The following is a 13,710-nucleotide window of genomic DNA, read 5'->3' on the forward strand; positions in this document are numbered from 1 at the left end:
TGATTGATAATGGTACTTTTTTCAAGCCATTTTCTTGATTGATTTCGTTGAAGGTGTCTTCTGACTTACTTGCTTAGCTTTAGTGAAAACTGGAATATCAAAGTATTTGCTCAATGTTCCGGCTACAAAATAAGCAATATTGTAATCGACTAAACTATGGATCAACCCACCAATCCCCATTAGGATAAAGACTGTATAAAAATAGCCTTCAGAATAATAAGTTTCTGGCATGTTCCCTACAAAGAAAAAGACACTAACCACTAACATTTCCGCAATCGAATGAATGATACCTATCACAAAATTGAAACTTTGGAAGCGCCAGTTGGCTAAAGTAAATTGGCCATTTTTTAAAACGATTTCTGGTTTCTTTTGCAAATACCAAGAACCAATCACTGCAAAAATCAAATGAGATAATGCACGCAGCGCAATAATTACTGGTGTGGTCAAAAAGAAGCCAAATGTTGTACCCAAAGCAACGGTAATCGCAATTCCTGGTGAAAAAAACATCGCAATAAATATGGGTACATGAGAAGCCAAAGTAAAAGAAGCAGGTGGAATCATGATTTTTGGCATAACCATTGGAATAATAACCCCCATAGCTATCAACAAGGCAGAAATAGTCAGGGATCGTACTGATTTTTTTTTCATTTTTTTCTCTCCTAATGTGTCTTGACACCTTTATGATTTCTTATTTTAACTTTAACAACAAGATGTGTCAAGACACATCAATCAGAAAAATGTTGAATGAGCCTTTTTCATGTATTCAATTATCCGACACCAGATAAAGTAAATTTTGAATGAAGCTTATACAAGAAATATGTTTTAAACTACAGTCTCTGCTAGCTACATCATCTCCTTCAATTTTTGTCTATATAGATGAAAGATAAATACAAAAAAGAAGTACGCCCTATGTACATGTCAACAACAATATTTCCTGGAACCCTATTTAGCCCCAGTATCATTCTAATTTCCTACCCTAAGGTATACACACTAAAACAACGAGATACACTGGGCTCACCCTCTTGAAGTATAGTCCATTTTAATGGTTGCTGATTTTAATACAAAAATAAACCCGTCTACCCTCACTGAAGTTTATGACAGGTTTATTTTTGGTTGTTTTACTTCAATCAAAAAAATTTTTTTCTTTTTTATAAGGATAGCTCCACCAAAACAACAGTATGAACACGATAAAAAAAATTACTTTTAGATAGGCAGGAACATCCCTGAAATAAACTCTTACTGTTTTTCCAAAATCATCATGAATGAATAATCTAATGAAATTAGATACACAAAAAAATAGTGTCAGTCCCCAAAAAATCAGTCTCTTTGTTCCTTTCATTTTCTTACACTCATCCTATAAGAAAATGAAGCTAGCAGTCTTAACAGTCCAATGAGCTGCGGTTCTATTCCACCCGTGATTCACTAACCAATTTTCTGCACCTTGTTCTAAATTATCTTGCCATTCGAATAAGTAATTAGTAACATCACTTACCGTTTTTTCACCTGTTTTAGCTACTAACCATTTGGCTATCTTTTTAATGACGGCAATTTTCCAGCGAGGAGTTGGTTGTCTATCGGACTCGTATTTTTCTTTTAATATTTGTAATTGCTCCACTTGGGATAAGTGAGCACCGGATACTAATCGTTCAAATTCTACTTTCTTTTCATTTGATAAATCGTTGTAGTATTTATCAAATTCGTTTGTGGCAGTAAAGTTCGTAGCTTTTTCTGAAGCAAATACATTGGTAACAGGGGCAATTGATCCGCCAACGGTAATCAATGTTAACCCCAAAACAATCGATTGGTTCATTTTGTTCATTAACTCACCCTTCTTTCTCCTTAGTAATCAAAATAAGTTCTAAAAATTCATCGTGTTCATTTATGATTATAGTATCGTTTTATTCTAAAAAAATTTATTTTCATAAGAAACTATTTTTCGGTCTAAACCGTTAGCCATTCTTAAATACATGAACGATTATGATCTTAAACTGAGATTACAGGAATCGGGCTACAGGAGTCATTTACTTATTTTTTCAATTAGTGATGACTATCCTGAACTTAGATAAACAAAACGCCTAAAAGCTAGCATGCTAGACTTTTAGGCGTTTTGCTTTCTTTATTGAATTAGATTAGAACTTAATTTTTCTCGCTCAGCTCTTCCATTGCATTACTTAATGCAGCAAATTCGGCTAATGAGAGGGTTTCTCCACGACGTTTAGGATCGATGTTAGCTTTTTCTAAACTAGTCGTTAACCAAGCTTTCGTTGCTTCATCTTTGCCATATGAAGATTGTAAGTTATTCCATAATGTTTTTCTTCGTTGCTGAAACGCTGCTTTTGTCAATCGGAAAAATGCCTTTTCATCAGTAACCGCTACAGCTGGTTGCTTTCTTCTGGTTAGTTTCAAGATAGCTGAATCGACATTCGGTTGTGGAACAAAAACAGTCTTAGGTACGATGAAAGCAACAGATGCTTCCATATAATACTGTACAGCGATTGATAATGAGCCATATGCTTTTGTACCAGGCTTAGCAGAAATACGATCAGCAACTTCTTTTTGCATCATCACAACCATTTCTTCTACTTGCAGATCTGATTCTAAAAAATGCATCATGATCGGTGTCGTAATATAATAAGGTAAATTTGCAACAACTTTGATCGGTAAAGCTTGTTCAAAATAGGTTGTTGCTGCCTGATCTAAATTAGTTTTTAAAATATCTTGATGAACAACAGTCACATTAGGATAAGGAGCTAACGTATCTTTTAACACAGGAATCAAGCGATCATCGATTTCAAAGGCAACGACTTGATTGGCATTACGTGCTAGTTGTTCCGTCAACGCTCCAATACCTGGACCAACTTCGATGACATTTGTTTGTTGATCGATTTCGCCAGTTTCCACGATTTTTCTTAAGATATTTGGCTCAGTCAAAAAATTTTGACCTAAACTTTTTTTAAATGAAAATCCATGTTTCAATAAGATTTCTTTTGTTCTAGAAGGTGTCGCAATATCACGCTGTTCACTCATGTTGTTCCTCCACTTTTTTCATTGCTTGGGCAAATTCCTCTGGTGTGATCCGAAACATTTTTAAACGCTTCTCAAGTTGTTTCCCATTGGTATAACCAATTCTTAATTCGTCCCCTAATTTTTCACGTTTTTCTTTTGCTTGCGCTCCCGCTATTAAACCATGAGAAATCAGCACTTGTCTAGTAATTTCCGTTTCGTCTTCCTCAAAAGATGGGGTGATTACTTTTTTCAATGCTTCTAAGATGGCCTCATCACTAGCATGCTCAACGCCAAGACTTCCTTGTTTTTTGGGACGTGCTTGTTGACGAGGTAAGAAAGCATGTTTTGCTTGAGGAACGACTTCCATGATCGTCTTACGGATTTTCTCACCCGAAAAATCAGGATCAGTAAAGATGATTACACCACGTGTTTCCTGCGCATGTTCAATCTGCATGAGTATTTCATCATTGATCGCTGAACCAATCGTTTCGATCGTGTCGACGTCGACTACTTCTTGGAGTCTTCTAGTATCGTCTTTTCCCTCAACGACTACAATTTCTTGGATTTTTAATTTAGTCATTTTCAGCGATCCTAAATAGACGATGAGCATTTTTCCAGGTTTGGAGCGCCACTTCTTCTACCGGAAGATGACGTAATTCAGCAATTTTTTCAACTGTATAACGGGTATAACCTGGCTCGTTTCGTTTCCCACGATAAGGTACTGGAGCTAAGTAAGGCGCATCCGTTTCTACTAGCAATCGATCGAGTGGAACATGAGTGGCTGCTTCTTGAACATCTTGCGCTTTTTTGAAAGTCACGACCCCACTAAATGAAATGTGCATTCCTAAATCAAGAAATCGTTTGGCCCATTCAAAATCGCCACTAAAACTGTGCATGATTCCACCAATATCACGAATATCTTCTTCTTTTAAAATTTGATAAGTATCTGCTAACGCTTCTCTGGTATGGATACTGATCGGCAGATTCATTTCTTTCGCAATCGCAATTTGTCTACGAAAAACTTCAGCTTGCACTTCTTTCGGATCTTCCATCCAGTAATAATCTAAGCCGATTTCACCTAACGCTACCACTTTCGGCATCGTTAATTGCTCTTGTAATTTTTTCTCAATATCTTTAGTATAACTTCCTGCTTCAGTAGGATGCCAACCAATAATACTATATATGTTTGAATAATCGTGACTAAGCTGTAATGATTTTTCGATCGTTGGGGTATCGAAACCTACTACCGCCATTTTTGTCACGCCCAATTCTTTGGCCCGTTCAATAGTTTCAGGAATATCATCATTAAATTGTTCCGCATTCAAATGGGTATGAGAATCAAATATCATTTTTTATCTCTCCTTTTCTTCATTACTTTAGCATATAAGTGGCTATGGCAGAAGTAGGAAAGACAAAAATCAGGTCAAATTTATTGAAATGCAAATTTCTAGTTGTAAATAAAAGGACTTAAGCAAGTTTCCTCTCTTAAGTCCTTTTACATGACTATTAAATTAACGCTCGTCTTGTTTTTTCTTGTAATAATACACTGGGATACCTAGTAATGTGACAACGATCCCGATCATTGCCAAAGCTGTTTGAGTAAATAAAGTCATCCCTAAAATAAAGACAGCGCCAAAGATTGCAATCAATGGAATCACTGGATACAAAGGTACTTTGTATGGTCTTGGTAAGTCTGGTTGTTTTTTTCTTAAAACAAATACACCGATAAATATCAATAAGCTAAACAGCCACATAACAAAAATTAGCATATCAGTTAAAAAGTCGAATGAACCTAAACTCATCATAATGCACGCAATCACTAATTGAAAAAGTGCTGGAACATATGGCACTGTGAATTTTTTTGATAATTTCGTTAACTGTTTACTAAAAGGTAACTCACCTTCCAAAGCCATCGCATAAGGAATACGGATGCCGGTCAACGTGTACCCATTCAGTGCCCCATAAACAGAAATCAAGATACCGATCGTCACGATCTTTCCACCGATATTTCCAAAAATAACCGCTGATGCATCAGATGCGGCATTAAGGTTACCTGCAATCTGATCAATTGGCAGAGTTTTTAAGAAAACAAAGTTGATCAATAAGTAAACCACTGTTACAAAACTTAACCCTAAAATAATTGCTTTAGGTAAATCTTTTTCGGGACGTTTCATTTCCCCCGCCATTGCGCCGACACCAAGCCAGCCATCATAAGCGAATAAAGTTGCTAGTAAAGCACTACTTAAGCCTTCTGCAAACGACACATCTTTCCCTGCTTCAAATGGGAATAGTTGGATCGTTCCACTACCTGGTGTCAACAGTCCCCAAATAACGATGACAGCTAATGGAATCAATTTGATAATCAGTGTCGCAGACTGGACAGTCGTACCCACTTTTGTTCCTAGTAAATTCAAACCAGTAACAGAAATAGCAGTAATAATCGCAATTAATAGAAGATAATCCGTAGATATTTGTAATAAGTTCGTCATTTGTGTCGCAAAAATAATCGAAAGCGCCGCAATATTCGCTGGAAAATAAATCAAGCTTTGGGACCAACCCAGTAAAAAGCTCGGTAATTTTCCATAAGCGGCTTCAATATATTTGACTGCACCACCCGTTTCTGGGATCGCAGTTGCCAACTCAGCTACCGTTAGACCAGCACAGATCGTTAAAAATCCTCCTAATAGCCATGCCAATAAGGTCAAACTAGTCGATTGTGTACTTGCCGTAACAGCCGCTGTTTTAAAGAAAACTCCTGCCCCAATTACAGTTCCCATAACAGTTGCTAATGCGCCAAATAAGTTGATCTCTCGTTTTAACTTGCCTTTCATTCACATTCCCCTTTTCCCCGCAGTTTTTAATATAATTTTCAGTATAACGGAGAATATTTTGTTTTACCATCATTTTTTTCAGTAAATTTATTGAAAGATACCACCTTAGACCTATGAATCCTCCATTCTCCTCATTTATAATTAATGTAGGTTAGATAAAGGAGGACCAATTATGGAATTTAATCGTTCTTACCCAAAACTGGCATCTTTCCTAAAGGATCATTTTGCTATTTCCAGAAAATCACAACAACAATCACTTTGGCATTGGTTCACGCTGATTTTGTTCGGGACATTCATTCTTGCTACTTTCACTCAACAGTTGCTTTTGTTGTTTAGCTTGATTCTGCTCGTTGCACTGATCAAAGGTCCCGGAATGATTCTATGGGGAGCCATTTATGCTTTTTTTATCAGCCTTTTCCCTCCTCTAGGTATCATTTTATCTGCGCTTTTCTTTCTATTGAATCTCAGTACTTTCACCAAAAATTGGCGAGTCACTTTAGTTGCTGGTTTCTTTTATTTTTACCCTGCAATGATCATGTCGTTAAGGACGCTCTCACATCTCGATAATCCTTGGTTCCTTTATAGCAGTTTATTCGCTGGGTTAGTGCTACTCCATTTGATGTTGCAAAAACTTTACCAACGCTATGGGATTGGCCGAACGATTTTTTGGTACATTGTATCGATACCTTTTACTCTTTTAAGTTTCTTGTTACCAACTCGTTTAAAAGAGCGATTCAAAAAAATCCCCTCAAAAAAATAGTGTCAATTTGTATAGCGACCACCTAAAGTTAGATTTTTTGCTCTAACTTTAGGTGGTCGCTTTAATGTATCTATTTTAAGCAAAACATACTAAGATTAATATTTACGTTTGTTACATTTAGTAAACTGAAGAATGCTATTTACACAGTAAACTCATCATACTCTAAAAAATAGGAATTCTTAAATTTGTTGTGAAAGAGAAATCATCTCAATTAACCCTTGCGCAGCTTCACTGCCTTTATTCCCTGCTTTCGTCCCTGCTCGTTCAATTGCTTGTTCAATGGATTCCGTGGTTAATACCCCGAACATCACTGGAATATTGGACTCCAGGTTAATATGTGCGACTCCTTTGGCTACCTCATTGGAAACCAATTCATAATGAGTAGTTGCACCTCTGATAACTGTCCCCAACGTAATCAACCCATCGTAACTGTCCTTTTTGCTGAGCTTTTTGGTAATAAAAGGAATTTCAAAAGCTCCTGGTACCCAATAAATATCAATTTGTTCTTCTTTCACACCGTGCCTTTTTAAATTATCCAATGCTCCTTGTAATAATTTTTGATTGATAAATTCATTAAAACGCGCGACTACAATTCCGATTCGAAGATCCTTTGGAGAATAATTTCCTTCAAAAATTGTCATTTTCTTGCTCCTTTATTTTTATACTGATAAGTAATGGTGAAACTTATCTTTTTTTGTTTTTAAATAGGCTTGGTTTTCCTTTTTCGGAACAGTTTCAATTGGTACCCTATCGACAATCGTAATTCCATCTTGTTGTAACTCTATTACTTTATCGGGATTGTTTGTAAGTAAACGAATGGACGTTACACCAATTGATTTTAAAATTTCTGCCGCAAAGTGATAATCCCGTTCATCCGGAGCAAAGCCCAATTCAGTATTTGCTTCATAAGTATCCAATCCTTTTTCCTGCAATTGATACGCTTTTAACTTATTCCTCAATCCGATTCCGCGACCTTCTTGACGAAGATAAAGAATAGCTCCAGTCCCCTCTTCCTCGATCATTCTCATCGCTTCATGTAACTGTTCCCCACAATCGCAACGCTGAGACCCGAAGACATCACCAGTTAGACATTCCGAATGAACTCGGACTAATGTAGGAAACTGACTATTTTGAATATCTCCCTTTGTTAACAATAGATGCTCCCGTTTTTCTCCGTCTTCATAAATAGTCAATTTGAAATCACCATAATCTGTTGGTAAATTTACGGTTATATGACTATTTTCTTCTAAATAATTTACCAACTCATCAATCGTAATTAAGGGTAATTGCCATTCTTCAGATAAACGGGTCAGATCTTTCATTCTTGCCATCGTTCCATCTTCTTTCAGAATCTCACAAATATAAGCAGCCTCTACACTATTAGCTAATTTGGCTAAATCAATTGCAGCTTCGGTGTGTCCTCGACGTATAAGCGTTCCACCATCTACACTAATCAAAGGAAAAATATGTCCTGGTCTAAGAAAATCACTTGTTTTCGAATGAGGATCAGCCAATGCTTTAATGGAAGTAGCTCGATCAAATACTGAAATACCAGTCTTCGTATGTTTATGATCCACACTAATCGTAAAAGCTGTACCAAATGCATCAGTATTATGAGTTGTCATTTCTTCTAAAGATAAGTGTTGCGCAATGTCATTAGAAATCGGCACACAGATTAATCCTCGACCAAATTTTGTCATAAAATTAACTGCCTCAGGAGTCACATATTCGGCTAATCCAACCAGATCTCCTTCTGATTCTCTATCTTCATCATCAGCTACAATGATTAATCCGCCCTTTTTCAAGGTTTTTATTGCTTCAGTAATATTCCTCATAATAAGTCCTTCTCCTTGTACATCTCAAATTTATTTCTCTGTGCCTTTACATATTTCCCAATGATATCCGTTTCTATATTCACAAGATGTCCTACACCTAAATTCCCCAGATTTGTTAAGGATTTAGAATGTGGAATCAGGCTAACAGAAAAGCTTGCTGTTGTTGTTTCCGTAACCGTTAAACTTACTCCATTAATTGCAATTGATCCTTGCGGAATGATTTCACCTGCATATTTGGTTGGATAAGCAAACGTCAAAATTAATGCGTTTTGATTCTCTATTTTTTTGATCAATCTTGTAACAGTATCAATATGTCCCGAAACAAAATGTCCTTCAAAGCGTTGCGTCATCAAAACTGCTCGTTCTAGATTTACCCTCTCTCCAACTTTTACGGTGGAGAAAGTAGTCCGTTTAAAAGTTTCAGGCATTATTTCAGCTTTAAAAAATGTGCTTGAAACCTCAATAGCAGTTAAACACACGCCATTGACTGCCATGCTATCTCCAATTTTGTAATCACTTAGTATACTGTTTGAAGCTTGGAAAGTGAGTTGGATCATTTGTTGGTTTCGTCTAATTTCTTTGACTTTTCCTTGCTCGGCGATTAATCCTGTGAACATTGCTTTCGTTTCCCCCTAACTCGAATGTCTTTTCCAAGCTGTTCAACTTCCAAAAATACTAATTGTTGTTCTTTAGAAACTAAACGTTCACTATGAAAGGACATCGGACTTTTTCCACCAAAAAGTTTGGGCGCAATATAACTGATGACTTCATCCCAGAGATTTTCTGCTAAAAAAGCATCATGAATTTTCGCTCCACCTTCTATATACAGCGACTGAACACCTCTTTTTCTCATGGTCTCAATAAAGAAGGTAAAAGAAAACTTAGGCGTATAAAAAATGGTTACATGGGGAAACAGCTCCTTTATCTTAGGGTTTTCCGTAAATATCCAGACTGGATTTGTTGTCGTTTGAAAAAGATTGAGTTTAGGATTTTTAAGAATTCGCCCTCTACGATCCAAAACAATGCGCACTGATGGAAAGTTAGTTACGATATCAGGCAACAAAATAGGGTCATCAACTAGAACGGTTTCGCTTCCCACTACGATTCCTTGATGTTCTCCTCGCTCTTTCCGTACTCTTGAGATTGCCTCTGTACCTGTTATTGAGTACCGCGAACCTTCCTTTAAAGAAATCTTTCCATCTAGTGTAATAGCTTGTTTTAATGTGATATAGGGACGATCCATTTCAAAAAAATGGTTATAAAAAGGGTTCAGTGCTCTACATTTCTCTTCTTCCACACCTACAATTACTTTGATCCCATGATTTTGTAAAGATTCTTTCCCTTTTCCTGCTACTAAAGGATTTGGGTCAAGTTGACCTATGACTACCGTTGAGATACCAGACTGAATAATAGCTTGCGTACAAGGCGGCTGTTTCCCTTGGTGGTTACAAGGTTCTAAGGTAACATATAGAGTTGAATTAAACAGTTCTTCGGGGGAATCACAATTTTGAATAGCATTTACTTCAGCGTGGGACTCGCCATATTGTAAATGGGCACCTAGTGAGAGTAGCTTTCCTTCTTTTACAATCGCTGCTCCAACTAATGGATTGGTAAAGGTATTTCCCTTTCCTTTTTTTGCCTCTTCAATCGCAGCCATCATGAAAGACTGGTGCATATCAATTCCCCCTTTCAACAAAAAAAGCCCTGCGAAATTAATCACAGGGCATAACTAAATAAACCTAAAGATAATCGATTTTAATACAAATAAAACCGATCTTCAGTCGATTTTTCTTCTCCCATCCAGACTTTAACTGTCGGTGCCAGATTCTCACTGGCTCAACCACAAAAATGTGGGTCACGGACTTCGAGTAAACTCGTCACCGTCGGTCGGGAATTACACCCTGCCCCGAAGAAATATTCAATTCGTTTAGAGTATATTCTTAAAACTTAATGGTGTCAACCTAAAAAATAGAGAGAAAATGGCGTATGGACGTCCTCGTTTATTTAATGCTAATCATATGATTAGAACAAGTATTACATATTTATAAAATAGTCTCCTAAAAATTGATTCATTTTACCTAAATATCAGCTTTGTTATTTTACGTCTTTTGAAATCGTTTACAAAAACTTAGTTATCTCGATTGTATGAAGTCACAATCTGTGACATCATGATAATAGTCATATTCCACAATTTCTGACTAATTGTACCTCTTTTTATGTTTAAATATAATTAAAAAGGAAAAAGAAATATAGGAGGTTTTTATGGAATTTGGAAAACTGTTAAAACAAGAAAGGAAGAAAATGAATTTGACCCAAGCGGATTTGGCTGAACAGTTAAATGTAAGTCGTTCAGCGATTTCAAATTGGGAAATTGGTAGAAATTATCCCGATATTCAAACAATTATTGATATATCTAATGTTTTAGGTGTATCTCTTGATTATCCTTTGAATGAAGATCAAAAAATAATGGAAGCCGTGGATAATGATTTAACAAAGAAAAAAAAGATAAAAAAGATCTCTGTTATTTTGGCTGGATTACTATTAGTGGCTATTGGGACTATCATTTTTCTTTTATATCCAAAAAAACCTACGATAAGTTTTGTTAAGGATGTTCTTCCAAAAAATTCTGAAATTTCCACCTTAAAGAAACATGAAATAAAGGAAGTTTTTCTTGAAGAACATCAATTAAAAATTATTTTACATATCACAGGAAATGAAGCTGGGTATTATGTAGAAAGTGGTGCTGACGAAATGACAGTTAGCCTCTATAAAACAAAAAATAAATCTTTGAAATCAAATAAACTTATCCCATACGATGGAGTGTTTACTATCGATTTAATCGAATACCCTCGCTTAAAAAATATTTATATCGCTTATTCTCCTAATTAATTTATTATTAATTTCGTCAGTTTAAAATCAAGTTAATAAGTCCTAATTTTGATAAAGACTGTCAATAGTCATTCAAAAATGTCGGTGTGTCCAAAACGACATTCTTGAATGACTATCGGCAATCTCATCTTTCAACTCCCACAATTTTAAAAATATAAAATTTTTTTCTTCTGCTTGATTGCTTACCCTATTTAAAAATTCAGTTTTTCCAGATCCCCACGTTCCATTTAAAAAAAATGTCTTTTTTTCTTTAATTAATTTTGAAAACATTTTTACTGCTTCTGTAGTATCAATTCTTTCTAACTCTATTTGCTTTATGACAATCCCCTCCTAAGAAATAAATTTCCCAAGTGTATCTTTTTTAATATATTTCAGTTCATTAGAATTATATATAGTAAAAATAGTTTGCGATTCACATAGCTGCCAAATAAGAATTTAGCACAATTTGGTACTAATACTAACTATCAATTTATTTCCTATTGCTCAACTTAGTTATGGTACTATACGTTCTAAAGTTACATTATTTATCAGCTTAATCTCTTCGTTTCTCAATTTTCAATTTTAATCATGCTTTTCATTAGGTGCTCAATTTCGTTGACTGTATCTGTAAATGAAATGGATTTCGCAAACGTGTTAACTGAACGATATTTTTCCCACTGTTCTTCCAAGTAGTCATTTCCTCTGATCTTTTCCATTTCTCTTTCATAATAAAAAGACAAAGATTCGGTATCTCCACGTTTTGTGAATGTATTTCGAACACTTTTATATAACTCTTTCGTATCAATATTTTCTAATTTTGGTATGGTAAATAAGTCATAGTAATCTTTTACTCTCGAATTATCTGTACCAAAGCTGAACGTAGCACTTAGCTTTTCTGCAATAATTTGTTCTGTTGGATAAGCTGGAATCTCCACTTTTTTATCTTCAAACATTAATTGGTGATAGTGTGTATCTACTTCAGGATAAATAGAATCTCCTGTTGTCACGTCCATTTTAAACGGCACACGCACTTTCTCTAAATTAGCCACCAATTTAATTTGAAATCCAGGATAAAAATCGGCTTCTCTTGTTTCCTTCATTCCTTGAATAGAGAAAACAATACCTTCTTTCGTGGGCTTCCTAATCAAATCATTAAAAATATTCTTCAATTTTTCTTCAGTTAATTTGCTATTTCTAAATGTCGTGTCGATATCAATTGTTGTCCTTCTATCGATTCCATATTTTGATCCTAATAAAAAGCCACCTTTCAAAATGAAGTCATTTTTGTACTTTGATTCAGAAATTTGTTCAATTAAACGATCCATCATAAAATGCCGTTGTACTAACTGTGCATTTAGCCCTGTACTCTTTGCTAAATTTCTGGTTTTTGATGCAAATTGTGTCGGTGTCATCTTTTCCCTCCATTAATATAAGCTTTGCATGTGGTATTTCATTTCTTTTTCTACATGTAGTTTTGTCATATAATCTCTTAATTTGCTCGGATCTCTCAATGGATCTTCCATGTACTCTTTTAATGCTGCTAATTTCATTTCGTATTCAATTTCATATCTCGGATTCCAAATATCACAAAGTGTACGCTCTTTATCATACATAGTAATAGGATTCCCTTGGAAGGAAGTTCCCTCTATTTTTCCTAGCTCATAAACTTCTTTCTTCACGAAATGAAATTGTAACTGCTGCTCTTTTGTAATTGAACGATCAACATTGTATCCATGGGGAAAAGTTAAATGAATGAATTTCGGCATATTCGTAGAAAGCTGGTAAATATCTAAAGTCGTTTCATGAGAAAAGATTCCCCTGGAAAATCGTTGCTGAAGCCAAAATAAATCATCTATTCCATGACCATCCTCTACATAATAACCACGATCAACTTTGATCAATTTTCCTTTATTCACCAATCTTTGTACAGTAGTTGCTGCGATTCCAAATTTTCTGGCTTCCTTCATAGATAAATTTCCATCGCGAATAGCCAACAATTCTTTCAATTTATCTTGCATTTACTTACCTCTTCTTTCGTTACAAATACACTACTTAAATTATATCATGGTAGTTTAATCGTAACAAGATGAACTTTGATGTCGATGAAATTCGCCAACATCTTTTTTATGATGTAAAAGGGTAAAAAAGACACCCTGGAATCCTTTAGAATTAATTTGACGAATCAATTCATAGGAGGACTCAAAATGGCTTATACTCAGCTTATCGAAGGACTTTAAATATTCTAAACCTAACTATCTATTTCGAGGTAAATGATTTAACAAAAAAATATAATGGCAAATTTAATTGATTGGCAAAGATACTCTTCAATACACGCCCGAAGAATATCCACATTGTCATTTGTCGTCCCCTCTAGGATCTTTTGTTAGAAGTCCAGTTATTGCGACGTTTT

15 protein-coding genes and 1 riboswitch are annotated in these 13,710 nt (G+C 35.4%); of the genes, 2 read left to right on the plus strand and 13 right to left on the minus strand.

Annotated elements, in window-relative coordinates:
* Positions 1-21: 21 nt before the first annotated feature.
* From IGL28_RS10855 to IGL28_RS10880, 6 genes are all read right to left on the minus strand, one after another.
* Positions 22-648: a hypothetical protein gene (locus IGL28_RS10855; protein ID WP_010720766.1), complete on the minus strand. Its 627-nt coding sequence runs from the start codon at positions 646-648 to the stop codon at positions 22-24.
* A gap of 706 nt (positions 649-1,354) precedes the next feature.
* Positions 1,355-1,819: a hypothetical protein gene (locus IGL28_RS10860; RefSeq protein ID WP_081128516.1), complete on the minus strand. Its 465-nt coding sequence runs from the start codon at positions 1,817-1,819 to the stop codon at positions 1,355-1,357.
* 317 nt (positions 1,820-2,136) lie between these two features.
* Positions 2,137-3,027, minus strand: a complete 891-nt coding sequence (rsmA, locus tag IGL28_RS10865; RefSeq protein ID WP_034700610.1) for a 16S rRNA (adenine(1518)-N(6)/adenine(1519)-N(6))-dimethyltransferase RsmA — start codon at positions 3,025-3,027, stop codon at positions 2,137-2,139.
* Positions 3,020-3,586: a ribonuclease M5 gene (gene rnmV, locus IGL28_RS10870; RefSeq protein WP_010720769.1), complete on the minus strand. Its 567-nt coding sequence runs from the start codon at positions 3,584-3,586 to the stop codon at positions 3,020-3,022. The genes rsmA and rnmV overlap by 8 nt, the downstream gene beginning before the upstream one ends.
* Positions 3,579-4,355, minus strand: coding sequence for a TatD family hydrolase (locus tag IGL28_RS10875; RefSeq protein WP_081128514.1), 777 nt, complete (start codon positions 4,353-4,355; stop codon positions 3,579-3,581). Before IGL28_RS10875 ends, rnmV begins: the two co-directional genes overlap by 8 nt.
* Before the next feature lie 162 nt (positions 4,356-4,517).
* Positions 4,518-5,837 (minus strand): APC family permease, encoded by a 1,320-nt coding sequence (locus tag IGL28_RS10880; protein WP_010720771.1) that lies wholly within the window; start codon positions 5,835-5,837, stop codon positions 4,518-4,520.
* A 172-nt stretch (positions 5,838-6,009) separates the two neighbouring features.
* On the opposite strand from IGL28_RS10880, the gene IGL28_RS10885 reads away from it, so the two are divergent.
* Positions 6,010-6,597, plus strand: a complete 588-nt coding sequence (locus IGL28_RS10885; RefSeq protein ID WP_010720772.1) for a hypothetical protein — start codon at positions 6,010-6,012, stop codon at positions 6,595-6,597.
* Between the two features lie 179 nt (positions 6,598-6,776).
* Here the strand turns inward: IGL28_RS10885 and ribH are convergent, their stop codons facing one another.
* Genes ribH through ribD form a run of 4 tightly spaced genes read right to left on the minus strand, consistent with a single transcriptional unit; the run spans position 6,777 to position 10,107 of the window.
* The gene (gene ribH / locus IGL28_RS10890) at positions 6,777-7,238 is read right to left on the minus strand and encodes a 6,7-dimethyl-8-ribityllumazine synthase (RefSeq protein ID WP_010720773.1); all 462 of its coding nucleotides are present in this window, start codon (positions 7,236-7,238) and stop codon (positions 6,777-6,779) included.
* Positions 7,239-7,256: 18 nt separating this feature from the next.
* Positions 7,257-8,432, minus strand: a complete 1,176-nt coding sequence (ribA, locus tag IGL28_RS10895) for a GTP cyclohydrolase II (RefSeq protein WP_081128512.1) — start codon at positions 8,430-8,432, stop codon at positions 7,257-7,259.
* On the minus strand, positions 8,429-9,049 hold the full coding sequence (gene ribE / locus IGL28_RS10900) for a riboflavin synthase (RefSeq protein ID WP_081128510.1): 621 nt from the start codon (positions 9,047-9,049) through the stop codon (positions 8,429-8,431). The genes ribA and ribE overlap by 4 nt, the downstream gene beginning before the upstream one ends.
* On the minus strand, positions 9,034-10,107 hold the full coding sequence (gene ribD, locus IGL28_RS10905; protein ID WP_081128508.1) for a bifunctional diaminohydroxyphosphoribosylaminopyrimidine deaminase/5-amino-6-(5-phosphoribosylamino)uracil reductase RibD: 1,074 nt from the start codon (positions 10,105-10,107) through the stop codon (positions 9,034-9,036). The genes ribE and ribD overlap by 16 nt, the downstream gene beginning before the upstream one ends.
* 109 nt (positions 10,108-10,216) lie before the next feature.
* A riboswitch (FMN riboswitch) is annotated at positions 10,217-10,350 on the minus strand.
* 344 nt (positions 10,351-10,694) lie between these two features.
* On the opposite strand from ribD, the gene IGL28_RS10910 reads away from it, so the two are divergent.
* On the plus strand, positions 10,695-11,321 hold the full coding sequence (locus tag IGL28_RS10910) for a helix-turn-helix domain-containing protein (RefSeq protein WP_232088600.1): 627 nt from the start codon (positions 10,695-10,697) through the stop codon (positions 11,319-11,321).
* Positions 11,322-11,393: 72 nt separating this feature from the next.
* Here the strand turns inward: IGL28_RS10910 and IGL28_RS10915 are convergent, their stop codons facing one another.
* The 3 genes from IGL28_RS10915 to IGL28_RS10925 all read right to left on the minus strand — a co-directional run bounded on the left by IGL28_RS10915 (position 11,394) and on the right by IGL28_RS10925 (position 13,318).
* Positions 11,394-11,591 (minus strand): P-loop NTPase fold protein, encoded by a 198-nt coding sequence (locus tag IGL28_RS10915; protein ID WP_081128506.1) that lies wholly within the window; start codon positions 11,589-11,591, stop codon positions 11,394-11,396.
* Between the two features lie 278 nt (positions 11,592-11,869).
* Positions 11,870-12,712: a nucleotidyl transferase AbiEii/AbiGii toxin family protein gene (locus IGL28_RS10920; protein WP_034700623.1), complete on the minus strand. Its 843-nt coding sequence runs from the start codon at positions 12,710-12,712 to the stop codon at positions 11,870-11,872.
* A 12-nt stretch (positions 12,713-12,724) separates the two neighbouring features.
* Complete coding sequence (locus IGL28_RS10925; protein ID WP_081128504.1) at positions 12,725-13,318, minus strand: type IV toxin-antitoxin system AbiEi family antitoxin domain-containing protein; 594 nt, start codon at positions 13,316-13,318, stop codon at positions 12,725-12,727.
* Between the last annotated feature and the right edge of the window lie 392 nt (positions 13,319-13,710).

Source organism: Enterococcus sp. AZ077 (assembly GCF_051714965.1).
GTDB classification, from domain to species: Bacteria; Bacillota; Bacilli; order Lactobacillales; family Enterococcaceae; genus Enterococcus_B; species Enterococcus_B hirae.

Excerpts from the sequence above, each read along its gene's own strand:
- rnmV (WP_010720769.1), bottom strand. The coding sequence starts at position 3,586 with ATGACTAAATTAAAAATCCAAGAAATTGTAGTCGTTGAGGGAAAAGAC.
- IGL28_RS10885 (WP_010720772.1), top strand. The coding sequence starts at position 6,010 with ATGGAATTTAATCGTTCTTACCCAAAACTGGCATCTTTCCTAAAGGAT.
- IGL28_RS10910 (WP_232088600.1), top strand. The coding sequence starts at position 10,695 with ATGGAATTTGGAAAACTGTTAAAACAAGAAAGGAAGAAAATGAATTTG.
- IGL28_RS10920 (WP_034700623.1), bottom strand. The coding sequence starts at position 12,712 with ATGACACCGACACAATTTGCATCAAAAACCAGAAATTTAGCAAAGAGT.
- ribH (WP_010720773.1), bottom strand. The coding sequence starts at position 7,238 with ATGACAATTTTTGAAGGAAATTATTCTCCAAAGGATCTTCGAATCGGA.
- IGL28_RS10875 (WP_081128514.1), bottom strand. The coding sequence starts at position 4,355 with ATGATATTTGATTCTCATACCCATTTGAATGCGGAACAATTTAATGAT.
- IGL28_RS10880 (WP_010720771.1), bottom strand. The coding sequence starts at position 5,837 with ATGAAAGGCAAGTTAAAACGAGAGATCAACTTATTTGGCGCATTAGCA.
- IGL28_RS10855 (WP_010720766.1), bottom strand. The coding sequence starts at position 648 with ATGAAAAAAAAATCAGTACGATCCCTGACTATTTCTGCCTTGTTGATA.
- ribD (WP_081128508.1), bottom strand. The coding sequence starts at position 10,107 with ATGCACCAGTCTTTCATGATGGCTGCGATTGAAGAGGCAAAAAAAGGA.
- rsmA (WP_034700610.1), bottom strand. The coding sequence starts at position 3,027 with ATGAGTGAACAGCGTGATATTGCGACACCTTCTAGAACAAAAGAAATC.
- IGL28_RS10915 (WP_081128506.1), bottom strand. The coding sequence starts at position 11,591 with ATGTTTTCAAAATTAATTAAAGAAAAAAAGACATTTTTTTTAAATGGA.
- IGL28_RS10860 (WP_081128516.1), bottom strand. The coding sequence starts at position 1,819 with ATGAACAAAATGAACCAATCGATTGTTTTGGGGTTAACATTGATTACC.
- ribA (WP_081128512.1), bottom strand. The coding sequence starts at position 8,432 with ATGAGGAATATTACTGAAGCAATAAAAACCTTGAAAAAGGGCGGATTA.
- ribE (WP_081128510.1), bottom strand. The coding sequence starts at position 9,049 with ATGTTCACAGGATTAATCGCCGAGCAAGGAAAAGTCAAAGAAATTAGA.
- IGL28_RS10925 (WP_081128504.1), bottom strand. The coding sequence starts at position 13,318 with ATGCAAGATAAATTGAAAGAATTGTTGGCTATTCGCGATGGAAATTTA.